The organism is Pantoea phytobeneficialis, from assembly GCF_009728735.1.
Taxonomy (GTDB): Bacteria; Pseudomonadota; Gammaproteobacteria; order Enterobacterales; family Enterobacteriaceae; genus Pantoea; species Pantoea phytobeneficialis.
Genome location: NZ_CP024636.1, coordinates 335,449 through 356,323, shown reverse-complemented (window position 1 = coordinate 356,323; position 20,875 = coordinate 335,449). Strand labels below are relative to the sequence as shown.

Sequence of the window (20,875 nt, the reverse complement as noted above, 5' to 3'; positions counted from 1 at the left end):
AAAATATGTTTAATTGCAGATTTGAACTAAGCATTGCCAACTCTGTGATCGCCTCCGCATTTAGCGCCAGCCGTTTCTCTCTAACTTACTGATTTTTCTTTTCAGTCGATTCAGCTTCACTTCACCCTGCGGCGTGGTAAAAGCGCGATACACCCAGACAGCCACCACCGCCAACACCAGCCACGGCAACAATTTAATAACAAGTGCAAACAACCCGCCGAGGAACATCAGCACCGTTGCAACAATCAGCGCGGCAATCACGCCCAGCAGTGACACACCGGTCAGCAACAGCATGAGAAAAAAGCCGATAACAAATAATATTTCCACGAAGGTTCTCCTGTGTAGGTTACAGGAAGTGCATTACAAGATACGTGCCAACACTGAATTCTTGCTAATTAATTGAAATCAATAGAAATGATAAGCGAGATAGGTTTGGAGAATAGTGAAATTCACCAAATAGTGGTGTGAATAAAACCATTGAACCATCCCCGTAACGGCGCGATTAATCGCGCAATTTCGTGCGCGTTGCAGGAAAAATCCGCGCGATAAATCGCGCCGCTACGGAGAAAAAAATCAGGCTTCCTGGGGAATTTTATCCGCCACCAGCGCCAGCGCCGCTTCCAGCACGCGAACATCAGCGCCCGGTTTATGGGCATTCTCGCTAAGATAACGTCGCCACTGGCGTGCGCCCGGAATGCCCTGGAACAGGCCCAACATATGGCGCGTGACGTGACCAAGGTAAGTCCCTTTCGCCAGTTCCGCCTCGATATACGGATACATGCTACGTACCACGGCCACGGGATCTACGGCTGGCGTATCACGACCAAACAACTCACGGTCAACCTGCGTCAGAATGCCCGGATTCTGATAGGCTTCACGCCCCATCATCACGCCATCCATATGTTGCAGGTGGATTTTCGCCTCTTCCAGCGTTTTGATCCCCCCATTGATCGCCATAGTCAGATGGGGGAAATCACGTTTCAGTTGATAGACGCGCGGATAATCAAGCGGGGGGATCTCGCGGTTCTCTTTTGGGCTAAGACCCGACAACCAGGCTTTACGGGCGTGGATGATAAACGTGTCGCAGCCACCCTGCTGTGCGACAGTGCCAACGAAATCGCACAAGAAGGCGTAGCTATCCTGATCGTCAATACCGATACGGGTTTTCACCGTCACCGGAATGCTTACCACGTCACGCATCGCTTTAATGCAATCCGCCACCAGCGCCGCTTCTCCCATCAGACAGGCACCAAAACGGCCATTCTGCACGCGATCGGACGGACAGCCGACATTAAGGTTGATCTCATCATAACCACGCGTTTCCGCCAGTTGCGCGCACTGCGCCAGGGCTGCTGGATCGCTGCCACCCAGTTGCAGCGCAACCGGATGTTCATCCTCGCTAAAAGCCAGATAATCACCCTTGCCATGAATGATCGCGCCGGTTGTCACCATTTCGGTGTAAAGCAGCGTGTCACCACTCAGCTGGCGGTGAAAATAACGACAGTGACGATCGGTCCAGTCGAGCATCGGGGCAATAGAAAAACGTTGCGAAGAGAAGGTATCGGTCATGAAACGCAGTAAATCCGGGGTTAAGTGATGAGATTCTGCGCAATGATATCACAGGATTGACGGGCGACACAGCCGCCCATCAGGATGAAGCAGAGACATCAGAAATTAAAGCCGAGCTGCAACATCGCACCCCAGGTATTGTCGTCGCCAACCGAACCGGCCAAATCAAGGTGCACGGTATTGTTAAACGGTGACACACCAAAACCTGCGGTGAACACGTTGGCGTCATTTGACTTCATATCCGCACGATAACCAGCCCGCAATTGCAGCCAGTCCAGTACACGATATTCCCCACCGACTCCAACGTATTGACTGCTGTCTTCCGATTTAAAACGCTTGGTTTGTGTCAAATCGACATCGCCAGTCAGTGTGAAGGCACCATAGTTCCAGGCCAGACCGGTGGTGACCAGTGGACGGATTTGGTACGTATCACGGTAGCCATTCACTTCTTTGGTATCGATATCGCGTGAAATCAGGTTCTGGCCGGTCAGGCCGAACGTCCAGTTATCGGCAAAGTCCGTTGCGATACCTGCATCAACGTTAAAACCGGTATCTGAGCTGCGGTAGCGGCTGTTGTTGATATCACTTTTGTCGTAGTTGTACACGCTGGCGGTGTAGTTATACAGCCAGGTTTTTTGCAGTTTCGGCGTAATCCCTACAGAGACAGGATGCCCGGCAACGCTGAACTGATGCGCCATAGCAATACCGTAATCGGTCACTAATGCCGCCAGACCGTTGGCGCTGGAGGTCAACTTATCCTCATCACCCGGCACTGGAATGACAGTGCCATCCGCAACCCCTTGCAGATAATCAATATCGCTTTGTGACACGTTCGCACGGATGTGTGCAGTACCGTAGGCTTTGGTGACAAACGCGAAGGGCAGCGTTTCATTGGGCACCGTAACAGCCAGCGCAACGCCTGCTGAGCCGTCTGCTTTGTTGCCACGCAGATCGCGCAACTGGTTTGCCATATCACCCGCCGCGGCTTTAAGTTCTGGATAGCCGTTGAGGTAGTCCTGGAAGGTTAAGTTATCAATCACATTCTGATAACGGTCGACGGTGTCCGTGATGTCATCAACACGATTAATCAGTTTGTCTTTATCAGTAACCTGTATCCCGGCTGAAGGGAAAATAATACTCACGTCATCATCAGGTTTTGCTTTGGTCATCAAAGCCGGGTTTGCCAGTACCGCAGAACTCCAGGTGGAAGAAGCGACACCTGTCCCCCCCATTGCATCGTTACGAGCGTCGTACCAGGTACCTGCGGCCAGGGCCGAAGAGGAAAGAAATACTGCATTCAAAACAACAATATAACCAACACTTTTGCGTCTGAATAATGTCTTCACCATTTGCCTGCCATCACCTTTAAAAGTCGTGACCACGTCATCGACGAAACAATTTACCAGCCCCTTATTGTGAACCTGGGCTAACGATTTATTGCTGTGAAATGAAAGGAAATAGCACTGCTATTCGCAGAATTGACTGCTGAAGCGTCAATCTGTCGTGTATTTATGCAAAAAAATAAACAGCACTTAAATTAAGACCAGATATTACTTAAGACCTTTTGAACCTTAGTCGCTAAGTCGGTGAGTTGCAAAGCAAAAAATGATAAGCCTCTGTAATGAGGTCAGAGCAAGCAGAATCAATGATGACAGGGTGAGAAGAGTCTGCGGAAAATTGCGCGGCTAACCTGATGAAAAAATGAAATTTTATTGAGAGAGTTAAGAAGAAAAAGCAATCACAGCAGCGTAAAAATTTGTGTGATAAAATAACATCACTCGCAACCTGGAGAACGCTTATGTCAAATCTGTCGCCCGACCAACTGCTTACTCAGGCAGAGACACTCTGTCTGCAACGCGGTGTACGTCTGACCTCACAACGCGCCGAGGTGCTGCGCCTGATGGCAGAACAGAATGGATCGATCAGCGCCTATGATTTGCTGGATCAGTTGCGTGTCAGTGAGCCCCAGGCAAAACCCCCCACTATTTACCGTGCACTGGACTTCCTGCTGGAGCAGGGTTTTATCCATCGTGTGGAGTCCAATAACAGCTACGTGGTTTGCCATCATTTCGATGAACCGGCACATACCTCAGTCATGCTGGTGTGCGATCGTTGTGCCGCAGTCAGTGAAAAGCACGCGCATGGCGTGGAAAAGATCATTGCAGGCCTGGCCGAACAGGCCGGTTTTTCCTTGCGACACAGCGTCATAGAAGCACACGGTCTGTGTGAAAATTGTGTTGAAGTAGAAGCCTGTACGCATCACGAAAGCTGTGAGCACGATCATCAGGTAGAAAGTAAGAAGCGGGGTAAAAAAGGATAGATGGCACATCCCTGTGCCAGCCCGATCATCACGATCGGAGGGCAGGAGCATCGTCCTTAAACGGGTCCGTTACCAGCGATAATCCTTGTTGTGACTTTCCCAGTCTTTAACTTCTCGCTCGGCCTGATCTTTTGCGTAGCCGTAGCGTTCCTGAATTTTCCCGACAAGCTGATCGCGTTTCCCTTCAATGACCGTCATATCGTCATCCGTCAGCTTGCCCCATTTTTCTTTCACTTTCCCTTTGAATTGTTTCCAGTTTCCGCTCACTTCGTCTTTGTTCATAACCTTTCTCCATGTTATGTCGAGTGATAGTGGTGGAATACCCAACGCCAGCGGGTAAAACCAACATAAAGCGCTACTCATTCGCGCTGATAAGGATAACTATAGTAGACATTACGGAATGGTTAGCACACTTACGGATTATTCTGTATTCAAAGCATCATAGTTAACTGTTTGCGAACCAGCTGTCATGACGCCAGTGACGACGCCAGACGAACCAGAGCGTTATTCCACGCACGGCCAGAAACACCGTCACCGCCAGCCACAATCCATGATTACCTAACCAGGGAAGCGTCAGTAATGACAGGCCATAACCGAGCGCCGCCAGCGCCATGCTGTTACGCATTTCCCGGCCGCGCGTTGCCCCGATAAACATGCCATCCAACAGGTAGCACCACACGCCCACTAACGGCATCACCACCTGCCATAACAGATAGCGATCGGCCGCATCGCGTAATGCCTCCAGTGAAGTCAGCAGGGCCACGATATGGGTGCCAAATAACGCATAAATCGCCGCAAACAGCAGCGCGACCAACCCCGCCTGACGGCAGGCAGCATGCCAGATGAGCAATAGCCGGCTGCGATCTTTGGCACCGACGGCTTCACCAGAACACGCTTCAACCGCATAAGCAAAGCCATCCTGTGCATACGCGGTGAAAGTCAGAAACATCAACAGCACCGCATTGACCGCTACCACATCCGGGCCAATACGTGCACCGAGTATCGTCAGGGAAGCAAAGCAGATTTGTAGCAGGAAGGAGCGCAGCATAATGTCGCGATTGAGGCGAAACAGACGAGCAGCATCACCGCGCCAACTCTCCCGCAGCATCGCCAAATCAATTCCGCGCAGCTTCAATACACGCGCCACCATCCATAATCCGACGGCAAGTGTCGTATATTCAGCCAGTGCCGTTGCTGCTGCGGCACCTGCTACGCCCCAATGCAGCCCCAACACAAACGCCAGATCCAACAGGATATTGACCAAATTCCCCACCACCAGTAGCACCACTGGCGCACGCGCATATTGCACCCCCAACAACCAACCGAGGATGACCAGGTTTGCCAGCGTGGCGGGAGCGCTCAGCCAGCGAATCTGAATGAACAATTGCGCCTGCTGTTGGACCTCCTGGCTGCCACCCATCAGCACCGCTGCCAGATTACTGACTGGCGTGCGCAGCAAAATAAACAGCACACCGGCCACCAGGGCAATGAGTAAAGGCTGGGTAAGCGCCCGAGCCAGTGCCTTTTTGTTGCCAGCACCAAATGCCTGAGCAGTCAGCCCGGTGGTGCTCATACGTAAAAACAGCAGCAACATAAAGATGAAACTGGTCGCCGTGGTGCCAACCGCCACACCGCCGAGATAAATGGGACTATCGAGATGACCAATGACGGCGGTATCAACCACGCCAAGTAGCGGAACAGTGATATTGGAGAGAATCATAGGCAGCGCCAGCCGCCAGAGTGCTTTGTCAGAGGAGGAAAACAGCTGCATCAGCCCGTCCCGGTTTGCTGCACTACCGTCTTGTCAGAGAATAAAACCACGGCAGCACAGAAGGCTGCCGTAGCAGGGGGAATCAAGGTATCAGAGCCACTCGCCGTTACGCACAATGCCTACCGCCAGTCCTTCGACCGTCAGGGATTGTTCGCGGGTATCGACAACAATCGGCTGGAAGTCGCTGTTTTCCGGCAGCAGTTGCACAATTGCGCCCTGCTTTTTCCAGCGCTTCACCGTGACTTCGTCATCGATACGTGCGACGACAACCTGGCCGTTACGCACTTCCTGTGTTTTGTGTACCGCCAGCAGATCGCCATCCATAATGCCGATATCTTTCATCGACATGCCGCTGACACGCAGCAGGAAATCAGCGCTGGGTTTGAACAGGTTAGCATCGACCTGGTAGTGCGCTTCAATGTGCTCCTGCGCCAGCAAAGGTTCACCCGCAGCGACACGGCCAACCAATGGCAGCCCCTCACTGGCTTCTTCTTCCATCAATAAACGAATGCCGCGCGAAGCGCCGGAAACGATCTCAATAACGCCTTTACGCGCTAATGCTTTCAGGTGTTCTTCTGCCGCATTAGGTGAGCGGAAGCCCAGCTGCGAAGCAATTTCCGCACGCGTTGGCGGCATGCCCGTCTGGTTAATATGGTCGCGAATCAGATCATAGACCTGTTGCTGCCTGCTGGTTAACGCTTTCATCCCGCCCCCTGGTTGTTTATACAGTCGCTGTGAGTATATACAGGTATTGGTGAAATGGAAACCAAAACTGAGGGAAAAATCAGCGAGTTGATGAATCCGGAATCCTTATCGCAAATGTGACCAAAGCAGCGCGATCCAGACAAACAGCGCCAGTAAAATAGCCAGCAACACGGCGGCCGATCCCATGTCTTTCGCGCGTCCAGCCAGCGGATGGCGTTCCTGACCAATGCGGTCGACCACGGCTTCAATGGCGCTATTCAGGATCTCAACAATGACCACCAGCACTACGGAACCAATCATGAGTACGCGGGAAATCGCATCAACATCCAGCCAGCACGCCACTATAATTGCCACTAATGCGGCAATAGCTTCCTGGCGAAACGCTGCTTCATGTGTCCAGGCAGCGCGCAATCCCTGCCAGGAATAACCGGCTGCTTTCACTATCCTGAGAAAACCGGTGACGTTATTTGCCATGTCGTTGAACCCTTTACTCGTTTTGACGTCAGTCTGGGCAGCCGGAGTGGTGCAGCCACAGATTTTCGCGGCGCATTCTGGTATGCTTGCCGCGCTTTGCTAACAAGAGGCTTGAAGTTGTCTATGTCAGGTTGGCGTAAACTTTATTATAAATTATTGAATTTACCACTCTCCATTTTGGTAAAGAGTAAGGCCATTCCCGCCGATCCCGTGTCCGAGCATGGACTGGATCCGACGCGGCCTATCCTGTATGTACTGCCTTATGATTCCAAGGCCGATCTCCTCACACTGCGTTCGCAGTGTCTGAAACACGATCTGCCCGATCCGCTCGCACCGCTGGAAATTGACGGCTCATTGCTGCCGCGACATGTGTTTATCCACGATGGACCGCGTGTTTTCCCGTATTTCGTGCCGAATCTGGAGTCCGTAAAGCTGTTCCATGACTACCTTGATCTGCACCGCAGCAACCCGGAACTGGATGTACAGATGCTGCCAGTATCGGTGATGTTTGGACGTGCACCAGGACGTGAAGTTCAGGGGGAATCCACCCCTCACCTGCGTATTCTGAACGGTGTGCAGAAATTCTTCGCCATTCTCTGGCATGGTCGCGATAGCTTTGTGCGCTTTTCGCCGACCGTTTCACTGCGCCAGATGGCGACCGAACACGGTACGGATAAGTCGATAGCCCAGAAACTGGCACGCGTGGCGCGGATCCACTTCGCCCGCCAGCGTCTGGCTGCGATTGGCCCGCGCTTGCCCGCCCGCCAGGATCTGTTTAATAAGCTGCTGCAATCGAAAGCGATTGAAAAAGCGGTGGAAGACGAGGCGCGCAGCAAAAAGATTTCCCACGAGAAAGCACAGCAAAACGCCGTCGAATTGATGGAAGAGATTGCTGCCGACTTCTCGTATGAAGCTATCCGCGTCACCGATCGCGTGATGGGCTGGATGTGGAGTCGTCTCTATCAGGGGATCAACGTGAATGGTGGCGAGCGAGTGCGCCAGTTGGCACAGGATGGACATGAGATCGTTTATGTCCCCTGCCATCGTAGCCACATGGATTACTTGCTGCTTTCCTACGTTCTCTATCATCAGGGACTGGTGCCGCCGCACATCGCCGCAGGTATCAACCTGAATTTCTGGCCCGCCGGGCCGATTTTCCGTCGCCTTGGCGCGTTCTTTATTCGCCGCACCTTCAAGGGCAACAAGCTTTACTCTACGGTCTTCCGTGAATATCTGGGCGAGTTGTTTAATCGCGGTTATTCGGTTGAATACTTTGTGGAAGGCGGGCGCTCACGTACTGGCCGCTTGCTGGAACCAAAAACCGGCACGCTGTCGATGACATTGCAGGCATTGCTACGCGGCGGTAGCCGTCCCATCACCTTCGTGCCGATTTATATTGGCTACGAACATGTGATGGAAGTCGGCACCTATGCCAAAGAACTGCGTGGTGCAGCGAAAGAAAAAGAAGGCTTTATGCAGATGGTGCGCGGCCTGCGTAAGCTGCGCAATCTTGGCCAGGGTTATGTGAACTTCGGTGAACCCCTGCCGTTGGTGAACTATCTGAACAAACATGTGCCGGAATGGCGCGAGGCGATTGATCCGATCGAGCCGCAGCGTCAGGCGTGGATGAACCCCGCAGTGAATGACATCGCTAACCGCCTGATGGTGCGGATTAACGATGCGGGTGCCGCCAATGCCATGAACCTGTGCGTCACCGCGTTACTGGCTTCTCGTCAGCGTTCGCTGACCCGCGAGCAGCTCATTGAGCAACTGGAGTGTTACACCCAATTGCTGCGCAATGTGCCCTACTCACCGGAAGCCACGGTGCCGAATCTCAGCGCTGAAGCCCTGCTGGATCACGCGATGGGCATGAATAAGTTCGAGACTGAGCAAGATAATATCGGTGACATCATCATCCTGCCGCGTGAGCAGGCAGTGTTGATGACCTACTATCGCAACAACATTCAACACATGCTGGTGATGCCGTCGCTGATTGCCGCGATTGTGCAGCAGCATCGTGAAATCAGTGAAGCTGAATTGTTGCGTCAGGTCGCGCTGGTCTATCCGATGCTGAAGAGTGAACTGTTCCTGCGCTGGAGCAACAATGAGTTGCCTGAGCTGATTCAGTCGCTGTGCAACGAGATGGCGCGTCAGGGTCTGATCACGCAACAAAACGGTCAGGTACAAATGACCACCGCGCGCTATCGCACGCTACAACTACTGGCGGCGGGTATCCGTGAAACGCTCCAGCGTTTTGCCATCACCTTCTCGATTCTCAGTGCGAAACCCACCATCAACCGTGGCACGCTGGAAAAAGAGAGTCGTACGCTGGCACAGCGTTTGTCGGTGCTGCACGGCATCAATGCCCCTGAGTTCTTTGATAAAGCGGTGTTCACCGCGCTGGTACTGACCCTGCGCGATGAAGGCTATATCAGCGACAGTGGCGATGCCGAGCCAGGACAGACACAAGCCATGTGGCAAATGCTGGCCGAATTGGTGACCAGCGATGTGCGTCTGACCATCGAGAGTGCAGTCGCTCACGATTAAGGTGCTAATTAAAAAGCCGTCATCCACTGGATGACGGCTTTTTTACTTCAACAATCGCACGAAAAATCGCGCTGCTACAGCAAATCGATAAACGGCTGAGTATTCAACAGAATACCGATAAACAGCACCAGACCAACGTAGTTGTTATTCAGGAATGCCTGGAAGCAGGGTTCGCGCTCGCGTTGAGCTATCAACTTCTGCTGATGGACAAACAAGCCTGCCGCTAACAGCAGCGACCAGTAAAACGCGCCATTCAGATTCAGCAGCATCCCCACCAGCACCATCAGACCCAGCGTTGCCAGCTGCAACAAGCCGATGATCAACTTGTCATAGCGACCAAACAGAATGGCCGTCGATTTCACGCCTATCTTTAAATCATCGTCCCGATCCACCATAGCGTATTGTGTATCGTACGCGACCGTCCAGCACAGGTTGGCGATAAATACCAGCCAGCAGACTAAAGGTAAGGACTCACTAACTGCCGCCCAGCCCATGGGAATGGCCCAGCCAAAAGCAGCGCCCAGCACCACCTGTGGCAGATGGGTATAACGCTTCATGAAGGGATAAACCCAGGCCAGCGCCAGCCCCACCACTGACAACATAATCGTCATGCGATTCATGGTCAGCACCAGCAAAAACGCCAGCAGAGCTAAGCCCACAAACAGCAGCTTCGCTTCTTTTTCCGTCACCAGCCCACTCGCCAACGGGCGTGCCGCGGTACGTTTCACATGTCCATCGACTTTACGGTCAGCGTAGTCATTAATGACGCAACCCGCAGCACGCATCACAACGACACCCAACACAAACACCAGCAGCACCGGGAGTGGGGGAATCGCCATGCCGGATAACCACAGCGCCCATAGCGTTGGCCACAGCAGCAGCAGCGTGCCAATCGGTTTATCAATGCGCATCAGGCGGCTGTAGGCCTGTAATTTATTTATTCCCAGGGTCTTTTGCACAATCCTTATCCTTAATCCAGCGCGCGGTAAAGCGGCGACGCCGGTAAAAACAGTTCAGTTAACAACAGCGGTTTGCCGGAGAGGCGTAAACGGGAACGCCGACCCCACAGCGCACCGACTTGACCCGGATCGATAAAATCTCGCGTCAGGGTAGAGTCAGCAAACAGATAGCGCCCGAGTGGGCGTGTACCAAGCTGCTGTAGCATCTGCTCAGGGCCATTAAGCGTGCTTTCCGGCACCAGGGTGCGGCCAGCCAGCCAGGGCACACCATCGCCGCATAACAAAATTTCTCGCAGCCAGAAGCGCTGATCGGCGGGTAGCAAATCCCCTTCCTCTTGCAGTTCACCGGCATCAATAAAGGCTTCACGTACCAGTTGCACCGTGACTTGCTGGCAATGCTGCTCAAAGCGTCGTGTCATCGAGTCTTCTTCCATTAGCCAGTCGAGCAAGGGTGCGGTTAGCAGCGGGGAAGAAGCAGGCAGCCAGTGTAGCGCGCGCAATTGCGCCAGCGCATCCTGAGACATAAAAACTCTCCACAGAAAAAAGTGCGCCCAGTGTAACGCACCACCGCCGCAGCGCGAATAACGAAGCGTTGCCGGAAATGCGTTGTAAGTTAATTCAATGCAAAACCGCTATGCTTGCTTCAGTTCACCAGGCTACTAAGGAGATGTCATGACGCCAGAACAACATCAGGATCTGTTAAACGCACTGGAGCAACCCCTAAACGACCAGGCACTCAGCTGGGTCGCCACACAAAACAGCCTTACCACTGCTCAATTCGCTCAGGGCAGCCGTTTCCAACAGGCCCAGCAAGCGACGCTGCATTGGCTGAATGACAAGTCCAACATTCCCTGGGTTACCCACTATCGCGAGAGCCTGTATAACTTCTGGCAGGATGAGGAACATCCGCGCGGTATCTGGCGGCGTACTAACGCGGTCTCCTATCAGAGCGCCGAACCCGAGTGGGAAACCGTGCTGGATTTGGATCAACTCAACCAGCAGGAAAACAGCCACTGGAGTTTTCATGGCGCCCAGCCACTCTACCCCGACTACGCGCGTGCGCTGATTTACCTCTCCAGCGGCGGCGATGCCTGTGAGATACGCGAGTTTGATCTGGTCAGTAAGACCTTTATCAACGACGGCTTTTTTCTCCCTGTCAGCAAAAGCCGGGTGAGTTGGGTAGATGAAAACACCCTTTTACTCAGCCTGGATGCGGGGGGCGAAACCCTGACCTCTTCCGGCTATCCACGCTGTGTCCGTCGCTGGCAGCGCGGCACGTCCCCTGAATCCGCCCCGTTGATTTACGCAGGTGAGGTCAACGATCTCTCGGTTTCTGCCTGGCGTATTCATACTCCGGGTTATGAGAAAGAGTTGGTGTATCGCGGGATCGATTTTTACCGTCATCAAACCTGGTTACTGAAAGATCAGGGCCAGCTGGAACACATTGCCATCCCGGATGATGCCACTGCCGGTTTTTTCAAAGAGTGGCTGCTGGTTACCCTGACCAGCCGCTGGCAGATAGCGGATGAGGTCTACCCGGCTGGCGCGTTACTGGCGATTAACCTGGACGATTTTCAACAGGGAAAACGCCACTTCACTCCCCTGTTTACGCCAGATGCGCACACCACATTGAATAGCTACTCTGCCACGCGTGATTATCTGTTGATCGATAAGATCCGTGACGTGGTGGAAACCGTCAGCGTACTAACGTGGGCAGAAGGAGAGTGGCAGACGGTTGAGGAGATCAGCCTCAATGATGCCACCAATGTGTTTGCGCATGCGCTGGATAATGAGAGCAACCGCTACGCACTGATCAGCCACGGTTTTTTGCAGCCGAGACGTCTGAGCTGGGGTGACTTTGATCGACAAACGCGCGTAGAGGTGAAGCAGGATCCGGCCAGCTTTGACGCCACAAACTTTGCAGTGACGCAACATTTTGCGCTATCGCTGGATGGCACCCCTGTTCCCTATTTCCAGGTTAGCGCCAAAAATCTGACGTTGAGCGGCGATCACCCGACGTTACTCAATGGCTACGGCGGCTTTGAAGTTTCACTGACGCCCTCTTATCTGGGTGCGAAAGGCGCGACATGGCTGCAAAAAGGCGGCGTTTACGTGGTGGCAAATATTCGCGGTGGGGGTGAGTATGGCCCGCAGTGGCACCAGGCGGCGTTGAAAGAGCATCGTCACCGGGCTTATGAGGATTTTGCTGCTGTCGCTGCTGACCTGGTCGCGCGCAATGTCACCTGCCCGGCACGTCTTGCCGCACGCGGCGGCAGCAATGGCGGATTGCTGATTGGCAATATGTTGACGGACTACCCCGCATACTTCGGCGCGTTGGTCTGCGAAGTTCCGCTGCTGGATATGGCGAACTATCATCGCTGGCTGGCAGGCGCATCCTGGATTGCGGAATATGGCGATCCGGACAAACCGGAAGAGTGGCAATGGCTGAAAAACTATTCCCCCTTCGACAAGGTTCAGGCCGATAAAACCTATCCTCCCACCCTGTTTACCACCGGAACCCGGGATGATCGCGTGAGTCCGGCGCACGCCCGTAAAATGGTGGCGCGGATGCAGCAACAAGGACATCAGCAGGTTTGGTTATATGAAGAAACCGAGGCCGGACACGGTAACGCGCCAGAGAAAGGACAGATTGCATTCAAGATGGCGTTAGTGGAGGAGTTTTTGTGGCAAATGTTAATGGGTAACTAAGGGATGCGTAGCGGCGCGATTTATCGCGCAATTTCGTGCGCGCTGAAGGAAAAGCACGCGCGATACGCGCCGCTACGAACGTGAAATTACTCGCGTTTCAATCTGTTGCTGTTCGCGAGCCACAGCGTCACCACCAGAATCAGAATGGCGGCGGAGTAGCACAGCGTATCGAACGGGTTTTTATGGTCGACGATAATCAACCGAATGATCGCAGTGATGCCGATATAGACGAAATAGCGCAATGGGAAGTGATAACCAGACTGGAAATACTTCACAATCAACGCGATAAATTCGAAATAGAGAAAGTAGATCACAATCCCTTCGATCAGCAGAAAGGACGACGCCTGTTCGCCAGTGCTAAACAGCACGTTGGCCAGATGAATGGTTTCCTTACCCAGGAATACCACCAGAATGATCGCCAGGATCACCAATCCCAGGTTCAACACCCATTGCAGAGCCGTGGCAATCAGTTGCCCCGCCGCTGATTTTTCAGTCATTTTTGCGCCTTAATAAAACGAGTTATCTCTGGCGCTATCATGCGGTAGTGTGATCAAAATCACAATATGCTCAGACATCCACATCCACGCACAGCGCATCATAGCGCCAGTACTCACAGTCGCAGTCGATGACACGTTTGTGCTGATCACGGTTGGTGCGGGTAATCAGCAATCCTGGCGTGCCGCTGGCGACATTTAATGCTGGCGCGGCATGGGCGGGTAATGGCCCTGGCAGGATAGTAAAACGTGCACCGCCGTAACGAATGCCATAGCGGTGGTTATACAGATCAGTCAGGGAACGGGTGAGGTCCTCGTCAAGCAGGCCCGGAAAATAGTGTGGGTTAAGATAGTGCTCCACATACAGCACCGCGCGCCCATCAATGCGGCGCAGACGGCGAATCAGGTAAACCTCATCGCCTTCAGCCAGTTGCAGTTGATGCGCCACCGAGGACTGCACCGGCGCTTTACGCGCTTCAATCACCTCAGTGCTGGCAATCCGCCCCTGTTGGGCAGCCATCGCGTGGAAATGGCTGTGGTGCAACGGGTTGTACACCAATCTCGGCGGGGCGAGAAACCAACCGCGGCGCAATTCACGGTAAATAACACCCTGTGCCTCCAGCGATCCCAGCGCTTCACGCAAGGTAATACGCGTGGTGGAATATTGTTCGCTCAGGCTGCGTTCCGCAGGCAAACGCCCGCTGGTGAACTCGCCTGCGTCAATCCGACTATGCAGCGCGGCTGCGATGACATCTGCCGTTTTCGACAACATCTTTAAAGCCTCATTTTGGGGCGAAGCTGCACTATGACAGTTCGATGACATTCTAATGACAACGTAAACCTGGTCTCAATGCCTTCCGAACATCTGTGTGGATCGGCGCTCTACACCACATTTTACCGCCTTAGTCATAAAACCTTCATCTGCAACAGCTAAATTGGCTCGGTTCTTGCTGGACTAGACCAAGATGTCCCTCAACTTACACCGGGAGCAACTGAGATGAAAGCGTTAATCGCCTCTGTAGTAGCCAGTGCCGTACTGCTTGCGTTGCCAGCCGCGCAAGCCGCCGACAACGACCTCGCCGCGTTGGAAAAAGCCGCGCGCAGTGAAGGTCAAATCAACAGCGTCGGTATGCCAGATAGCTGGGCCAACTGGAAAGATACCTGGAATGACATCAGTAGCAAATATGGCCTGAAGCACAGCGATACCGATATGTCATCGGCGCAGGAGCTGGCTAAATTTGCCGCCGAAAAAGAAAATGCCAGCGCCGATATCGGTGACGTGGGTGCCGCTTTTGGCCCGGTCGCGGTAGCGAAAGGTCTGGCACAGCCCTACAAGCCGACGCACTGGGATCAGGTGCCGGACTGGGCGAAAGATAAAGAAGGCAACTGGATGCTGGCCTATACCGGCACCATCGCGTTCCTCGTCGACAAGCAGCAGGTGAAAGATGTCCCGCATAGCTGGGCCGATCTGAAAAAAGGTAAGTATGTGGTCACTATCGGTGACGTCGGTGTGGCTGCTCAGGCTGCCAACGGTGTTCTGGCGGCTAACTACGCGCTGGGCGGTGACGAGAAAAACCTGAAACCGGCACTGAACTTCTTTGCTGACCTCGCCAAACAAAGCCGTCTCGGCGTGACCGATCCGGTAATTGCCAACATTGAGAAAGGCGAAATCCAGGTTGCTGTGGTGTGGGACTTCAACGGTCTGAACTACCGCGATCAGATCGACAAAAACCGCTATGAAGTGGTGATCCCATCCGACGGTTCCGTGACGTCTGGCTACACCACCATCATCAACAAATACGCCAAACACCCGAACGCCGCCAAACTGGCGCGCGAATATATCTTCTCTGATGCCGGTCAGACTAACCTGGCAAAAGGTTACGCACGCCCGATTCGTGCCAAATACCTCACGCTGCCAGCTGACGTGCAGGCCAAACTGCTGCCGGAATCTGAGTACAAAAATGCCCGACCGATCAAAGACCAGGCTGCCTGGGATAAATCGTCAAAAGCACTGCCGCGTCTGTGGCAAGAGAACGTGATCATCAATATGCAGCAGTAAGGAGAAGGGGATGAAAACAATCCTGGTGGTACTGGATGGGCTGAGCAATCAGGTGGCACAGCACGCAATGGGTTACCTGTTTGCCGAATGCGCGCAGGGCAATGGCCAATATTACACCCTGACCTGCGAGTTGCCGTCGCTGTCGCGGCCGCTGTACGAATGTATTCTCACCGGCATCCCGCCGGTGCGTAGCGGCATCATTCATAATGGCGTCAGTCGGTTGAGCAAAGAGCGCAGCATCTTCCATTATGCCCGCGCCGCCGGTTTAACCACCGCAGCTGCGGCGTACCACTGGGTGAGTGAGCTGTACAATCAGACCCCGTTTAACGCAGCGCGCGACCGGCATACGGTCGCGCCTGACCTGCCCATTCAATATGGGCACTTTTACTGGGACGACGGCTATCCGGATTCCCACCTGTTTGAAGATGCCGAAAGCCTGCGTCTGCGCCACGACCCGGACTTTATGCTGATCCACCCGATGAATATTGACGATGCCGGGCACAAACATAGCCTGTCGTCACCACAGTATCGCAACCGTGCGCGCATGGCCGATGGTTATCTGTCGCACTGGATGCCAGGCTGGTTGGCTGCCGGTTACCAGGTGATTGTCACCGCCGACCACGGCATGAACGACGATCGCTCTCACGGCGGGATTCTGCCGGAGGAAACCAACGTGCCGCTGTTCGTGTTTGGTGAAGGCTTCTCAAAACAGCCGGATCTGCAACCACGACAGACCGAGTTGTGCGGCATCGTCTGCACCCTGTTGGGCGTCGAGCATGATAAACCGGTATGCCGTGACCTGCTGGCGGAGCCGCGTCATGAAGGGTAAGGGCCTGGCGCTACTACTGTTGCTGCCGTTCGCCCTGTTCTGGGTGGCATTCCAGCTCGCCCCTTTGCTGTGGATCGCCATCAACAGCTTCTGGAGCGACATGAACGAAAGCTGGGGACTGGATAACTACAGCGATATCCTGACCTCGCCGTTCTATTTACAGGCTTTTCGCCTGTCGCTGGATATCTCGATCTGGTCGAGTATTTATGGCCTGTTAATCGCGCTGGTCGCCGGATACTCACTGCATCAGATGGGCAGTGGACGCTTTCAGCGCTTTTTGATGTCGTTTACCAATATGACCAGCAACTTCGCCGGCGTGCCGCTGGCGTTTGCCTTTGTCATTTTACTCGGACTGAACGGCTGCCTGACGTTGCTGCTGCGCCATTACAATTTGCTGGAAAGCTTCAAACTGTTCTCGCGCGACGGCATGGTGATTGTCTACACCTGGTTCCAGATCCCGCTCGGCATTTTGCTGCTCTACCCGGCTTTTGATGGCTTGCGTCAGGACTGGCAGGAATCCGCCGCGTTGCTCGGTGCCAGCCGCTGGCGCTACTGGTGGCATATCGGGCTACCGATTCTGTTCCCGGCCCTGCTCGGCACCTTCGTGATTCTGCTCGCCAACGCCCTTGGTGCTTACGCCACCATTTATGCGCTCACCACTGGCAACTTTAACGTGGTGCCGGTACGTATCGCCGCCCTGGTATCGGGTGATATTTCGCTGGATCCTAATACCGGCGGCGCGCTGGCGATGCTGTTGGTGCTGTTGATGGCGGTGATTACCGTGGTGCAGCAGTATCTGGTGCGCCGCAGTTATCTCAACGCCAAACCGTCCTGAGGAGCGGCCCATGTCTCGCGTCGAAAAATTTTACCATCGCCTGATTGTCTGGCTGCTGCTGGTGATTCTGGCGGCTCCGCTGTTGGCAACGCTGTTGTATGCGCTCTCCTCCGACTGGAGCAACACCATTCTGCCGCAGGGCTACACGCTGAAATGGTTCTTTGAACTGTGGAGCGACAGTCGTTTCCTGACGGCGCTCGGCCATTCGCTGTTGATTTGCTTTGGTGCGCTGTTGTTCTCGTTAGTGCTGGTGCTGCCTGCGATGTTTGTGATCGCTTACTACTTTCCGAAGCTGGACTCGGTTATGAACGTGCTGATTCTGATGCCGTTCGCCGTACCGCCGGTAGTGTCATCGGTCGGCTTGTTGCAGCTTTACTCCTCATCACCGCTGATGCTCACCGGCACGCCGTGGATTCTGATTGGCTGTTATTTCACCATCGCGCTGCCATTTATCTATCGTGCCATCTCCAACAATATGCAGGCCATCAACCTGAAAGAGTTGATTGATGCCGCGCATCTGCTGGGCGCCAGCACCTGGCAGGCAGCGCTGTTTGTGGTGCTGCCGAACCTGCGCAAAGGTGTATTTATAGCCGTGCTGCTCTCCTTCTCTTTCCTGATAGGTGAGTTTGTATTCGCTAACCTGCTGGTCGGCACCCGCTATGAAACCTTGCAGGTTTACCTCTACAACATGCGCAACGGCAGCGGCCATTTCACCAGCGCGCTGGTGATCTCCTATTTTGTTGTCGTCCTGCTGGTCACCTGGCTGGCGAATGCCCTCAATCCTGAACGAGGCTGACCATGAGTTACCTGAACGTTACAAAGCTGAATAAAAGCTACGGCCCAACCACCATTTTCGAAAATATCGATTTCAGCGCCGACGAGGGCGAGTTCGTCACCCTGCTCGGCCCAAGCGGCTGTGGTAAATCAACGCTGCTGCGCTGCATTGCCGGGCTGACCTCGGTCGACAACGGGCAAATTCTGTTGCAGGGCCAGGATATCGTGCCGTTGCCGCCGCAGAAACGTACCATCGGCATGGTGTTTCAGAGCTATGCCCTGTTCCCGAATATGACGGTAGAAAAGAACGTCGCCTTCGGCCTGAAGATGCAAAAACTGGCGGCAAGTGAAATCCAAAGCCGGGTGATGGAAGCGCTGGCGCTGGTGGAACTGACCGACTTCGCCCGCCGCTATCCCCACCAACTGTCAGGCGGCCAGTGCCAGCGCGTGGCGCTGGCGCGTTCGCTGGTGACGCGGCCACGTCTGCTGCTGCTGGATGAACCGCTGTCGGCGCTTGATGCCCGTATTCGCCGCCATCTGCGCGAGCAAATCCGCAATATCCAGCAGGAACTGAAGCTCACCACCATCTTCGTGACGCACGACCAGGAAGAAGCGCTGACACTGTCAGATCGCATCGTGTTGATGAATCGTGGAAAAATCGTGCAAAACGGCAATGCCGAAGCGCTATATACTCAACCGGCCGATCTGTTTGCCGCCGGGTTTATCGGTAACTACAACCTGTTGAGTGCCGAGCAGGCAACGCAGTTAACCGGCCAGACGTTCACCGGTCAGGTGGCGATTCGCCCGGAATCGATTCTGATGGGTGCGCCAGAGTCAGGTATTGCGGCCACCATTATCAGCCACAGCCTGCTGGGTAACGTGATCCGTTATCGTGTGCTGGCGCACAATGTGGAACTTTCGGTCGATGTTCTGAACCGTAGCGTGGCAGATTTACACCCCGCCGGGATGCAGATTGGGCTACAGTTAGAGATGTCGACGTTGCGCCAGGTCGCTTAAATTACAGGAAAAATTAGCAACGCAACGTGACGATATCTTGTACAGGTTGCGCTCTCCGTCAGGCTGGCAACCTGCTTTAAAGCCTGACGGTAAAGGAGCCAGCTTACGTGTTAACCCTGTTAAACCTGTTATCTGCCGTGGCCCTGTTGGTGTGGGGCACACACATTGTTCGTACCGGCATTATGCGTGTGTATGGTGCCGATCTGCGTCGGGTACTTAGCCGCAGCGTCGAGAAAAAGCCGATGGCGTTTCTCGCCGGGATTGGCGTCACCGCGTTGGTGCAAAGCAGCAACGCCACCACCATGTTGGTCACCTCATTCGTCGCGCAGAATCTTGTCAGCCTGACACCCGCCCTGGTGGTGGTGCTGGGTGCTGACGTCGGTACGGCCGTCATGGCACGTATCCTGACCTTCGATCTTTCGTGGTTGTCGCCGCTGTTTATCCTGTTTGGCGTGATCTTTTTCCTCGGTCGAAAACAAACCCGTCTCGGTCAACTGGGACGAGCCAGCATCGGCCTCGGTCTGATCCTGCTGGCGCTGCAACTGATTGTCGCCGCCGCGCGCCCGATTACCCAGGCAGCGGGCGTACAGGTCATCTTTTCCACGCTGACCGGTGATGTGATGCTGGATGCCTTGATTGGCGCGGTGTTCGCCATCATCAGTTATTCCAGTCTGGCGGCGGTGTTGATTACCGCCACCCTGACCGCCACCGGGGTGATCTCCTTCAAAGTCGCGCTTTGTCTGGTGATTGGTGCCAATCTTGGCAGCGGCCTGCTGGCGATGATTAACGCCAGCGGCTCCAATGCTGCCGGCAAACGTGTCGCACTTGGCAGCCTGCTGTTTAAACTTATCGGTAGCATCGTGATTTTGCCGTTCGTTAATACCGTGGCAGACGTATTGGATAAGCTGCCAGTTAACGACGAAGAGTTGGTCATTTTCTTCCATGTGTTCTACAACCTGATCCGCTGCATCGTGATGGTCCCCTTCGCCGATCCGATGGCGCGCCTGTGCCGCCGGATGATTAGCGATGACGCAGAAACTGACACCGTGCTGAAACCGAAACACCTCGACAGCAGCGCGCTGGATACCCCCGCGCTGGCGCTGGTCAATGCGGCGCGTGAGACGTTACGCATTGGCGATGTGGTTGAGCAGATGGTCGAAACCTTCAGCAAGGTGGTGCACGGCGAGCTACGCGAGGAACGCGCGGTGCGACGGCTGGATGATGATGTTGATGTGTTGTACACCGCCATCAAACTCTATCTGGCACGTATGCAAAAGGAGGATCTGGCGGAAGAGGATTCGCGCCGCTGGGCGGAGATCATCGAAATGGCGCTTAACCTGGAACAGGCGGGCGACATTATCGAACGCATGAGCGCTGATGTGGCCGATAAAGCGCTGGCCGCACGCCGTGCCTTCTCACCGGAGGGGCTGGAGGAGCTGGAGACATTGCAGGAGCAGTTGCTGAATAACCTGCGCCTGAGCCTGTCGGTGTTTTTATCCCACGATGTCGCCAGCGCCAAACGTCTGCGCCGTTCCAAACATCGTTTCCGTATTCTGATTCGACGTTTTTCCCATGCCCATGTTGAGCGTCTGCATCGCCAGAACGTGCAAAGTATCGAAACCAGCTCGTTGCATCTGGGATTACTGGGAGATATGAAGCGTCTGAATTCGCTGTTCTGCGCCGTAGCCTACACGGTGCTGGAACAGCCGGATGACGACAGGGATGATGAATAATAGCCAAGGCACCTTGCGTAGCGGCGCGATTTATCGCGCGGATTTTTCCCGCATCGCGCACGGAACTGCGCGATAAATCG

At 54.2% G+C, this 20,875-nt stretch carries 20 protein-coding genes; 9 read left to right on the top strand and 11 right to left on the bottom strand.

Annotation, left to right across the window (positions count from 1 at the left end; translation table 11 throughout):
• Positions 1-60: 60 nt before the first annotated feature.
• The 3 genes from pspG to CTZ24_RS01570 all read right to left on the bottom strand — a co-directional run bounded on the left by pspG (position 61) and on the right by CTZ24_RS01570 (position 2,918).
• Entirely contained in the window at positions 61-327 is a 267-nt protein-coding gene (pspG, locus tag CTZ24_RS01580) for an envelope stress response protein PspG (protein ID WP_021184086.1), read from the bottom strand.
• A gap of 246 nt (positions 328-573) precedes the next feature.
• Positions 574-1,569, bottom strand: coding sequence for a tRNA dihydrouridine(20/20a) synthase DusA (gene dusA / locus CTZ24_RS01575; RefSeq protein WP_208724610.1), 996 nt, complete (start codon positions 1,567-1,569; stop codon positions 574-576).
• 98 nt (positions 1,570-1,667) lie between these two features.
• Positions 1,668-2,918: a conjugal transfer protein TraF gene (locus CTZ24_RS01570; protein ID WP_208724609.1), complete on the bottom strand. Its 1,251-nt coding sequence runs from the start codon at positions 2,916-2,918 to the stop codon at positions 1,668-1,670.
• A 449-nt stretch (positions 2,919-3,367) separates the two neighbouring features.
• Here CTZ24_RS01570 and zur point away from each other — a divergent pair, with 449 nt between their 5' ends.
• Positions 3,368-3,889, top strand: a complete 522-nt coding sequence (zur, locus tag CTZ24_RS01565; RefSeq protein WP_021184082.1) for a zinc uptake transcriptional repressor Zur — start codon at positions 3,368-3,370, stop codon at positions 3,887-3,889.
• A 69-nt stretch (positions 3,890-3,958) separates the two neighbouring features.
• On the opposite strand, the gene CTZ24_RS01560 is transcribed toward zur, so the two are convergent.
• The 4 genes from CTZ24_RS01560 to CTZ24_RS01545 form a co-directional block, all read right to left on the bottom strand.
• Entirely contained in the window at positions 3,959-4,171 is a 213-nt protein-coding gene (locus CTZ24_RS01560; RefSeq protein WP_021184081.1) for a CsbD family protein, read from the bottom strand.
• 163 nt (positions 4,172-4,334) lie between these two features.
• Positions 4,335-5,660, bottom strand: coding sequence for an MATE family efflux transporter DinF (dinF, locus tag CTZ24_RS01555; protein WP_208724608.1), 1,326 nt, complete (start codon positions 5,658-5,660; stop codon positions 4,335-4,337).
• Between the two features lie 90 nt (positions 5,661-5,750).
• Positions 5,751-6,365: a transcriptional repressor LexA gene (gene lexA, locus CTZ24_RS01550; RefSeq protein WP_021184079.1), complete on the bottom strand. Its 615-nt coding sequence runs from the start codon at positions 6,363-6,365 to the stop codon at positions 5,751-5,753.
• Between the two features lie 105 nt (positions 6,366-6,470).
• The gene (locus CTZ24_RS01545) at positions 6,471-6,839 is read right to left on the bottom strand and encodes a diacylglycerol kinase (protein ID WP_208724607.1); all 369 of its coding nucleotides are present in this window, start codon (positions 6,837-6,839) and stop codon (positions 6,471-6,473) included.
• Positions 6,840-6,962: 123 nt separating this feature from the next.
• Between CTZ24_RS01545 and plsB the strand changes: the two genes are divergently transcribed.
• On the top strand, positions 6,963-9,386 hold the full coding sequence (plsB, locus tag CTZ24_RS01540) for a glycerol-3-phosphate 1-O-acyltransferase PlsB (RefSeq protein ID WP_208724606.1): 2,424 nt from the start codon (positions 6,963-6,965) through the stop codon (positions 9,384-9,386).
• A 74-nt stretch (positions 9,387-9,460) separates the two neighbouring features.
• On the opposite strand, the gene ubiA is transcribed toward plsB, so the two are convergent.
• Together ubiA and ubiC are read right to left on the bottom strand one after the other, a co-directional pair.
• Entirely contained in the window at positions 9,461-10,345 is an 885-nt protein-coding gene (gene ubiA, locus CTZ24_RS01535; protein ID WP_208724605.1) for a 4-hydroxybenzoate octaprenyltransferase, read from the bottom strand.
• An 11-nt stretch (positions 10,346-10,356) separates the two neighbouring features.
• The gene (gene ubiC, locus CTZ24_RS01530; RefSeq protein ID WP_021184075.1) at positions 10,357-10,869 is read right to left on the bottom strand and encodes a chorismate lyase; all 513 of its coding nucleotides are present in this window, start codon (positions 10,867-10,869) and stop codon (positions 10,357-10,359) included.
• 148 nt (positions 10,870-11,017) lie between these two features.
• Between ubiC and CTZ24_RS01525 the strand changes: the two genes are divergently transcribed.
• The gene (locus CTZ24_RS01525; protein WP_208724604.1) at positions 11,018-13,054 is read left to right on the top strand and encodes a prolyl oligopeptidase family serine peptidase; all 2,037 of its coding nucleotides are present in this window, start codon (positions 11,018-11,020) and stop codon (positions 13,052-13,054) included.
• An 86-nt stretch (positions 13,055-13,140) separates the two neighbouring features.
• On the opposite strand, the gene psiE is transcribed toward CTZ24_RS01525, so the two are convergent.
• Together psiE and CTZ24_RS01515 are read right to left on the bottom strand one after the other, a co-directional pair.
• Positions 13,141-13,551, bottom strand: coding sequence for a phosphate-starvation-inducible protein PsiE (psiE, locus tag CTZ24_RS01520; protein WP_013507480.1), 411 nt, complete (start codon positions 13,549-13,551; stop codon positions 13,141-13,143).
• 70 nt (positions 13,552-13,621) lie between these two features.
• Complete coding sequence (locus tag CTZ24_RS01515) at positions 13,622-14,320, bottom strand: UTRA domain-containing protein (protein WP_208724603.1); 699 nt, start codon at positions 14,318-14,320, stop codon at positions 13,622-13,624.
• Between the two features lie 225 nt (positions 14,321-14,545).
• Between CTZ24_RS01515 and CTZ24_RS01510 the strand changes: the two genes are divergently transcribed.
• The 6 genes from CTZ24_RS01510 to CTZ24_RS01485 all read left to right on the top strand — a co-directional run bounded on the left by CTZ24_RS01510 (position 14,546) and on the right by CTZ24_RS01485 (position 20,795).
• Complete coding sequence (locus CTZ24_RS01510; protein WP_021184072.1) at positions 14,546-15,607, top strand: ABC transporter substrate-binding protein; 1,062 nt, start codon at positions 14,546-14,548, stop codon at positions 15,605-15,607.
• A gap of 10 nt (positions 15,608-15,617) precedes the next feature.
• A complete protein-coding gene (locus tag CTZ24_RS01505) occupies positions 15,618-16,436 on the top strand; it encodes an alkaline phosphatase family protein (RefSeq protein WP_208724602.1) in 819 nt (272 codons plus the stop codon).
• Positions 16,426-17,271 (top strand): ABC transporter permease, encoded by an 846-nt coding sequence (locus CTZ24_RS01500; protein WP_021184070.1) that lies wholly within the window; start codon positions 16,426-16,428, stop codon positions 17,269-17,271. The genes CTZ24_RS01505 and CTZ24_RS01500 overlap by 11 nt, the downstream gene beginning before the upstream one ends.
• Positions 17,272-17,281: 10 nt before the next feature.
• Entirely contained in the window at positions 17,282-18,067 is a 786-nt protein-coding gene (locus CTZ24_RS01495) for an ABC transporter permease (protein ID WP_208724601.1), read from the top strand.
• A gap of 2 nt (positions 18,068-18,069) precedes the next feature.
• Positions 18,070-19,062, top strand: coding sequence for an ABC transporter ATP-binding protein (locus tag CTZ24_RS01490; RefSeq protein WP_208724600.1), 993 nt, complete (start codon positions 18,070-18,072; stop codon positions 19,060-19,062).
• A gap of 107 nt (positions 19,063-19,169) precedes the next feature.
• Positions 19,170-20,795: a Na/Pi cotransporter family protein gene (locus CTZ24_RS01485; RefSeq protein WP_021184067.1), complete on the top strand. Its 1,626-nt coding sequence runs from the start codon at positions 19,170-19,172 to the stop codon at positions 20,793-20,795.
• Positions 20,796-20,875 lie beyond the last annotated feature (80 nt).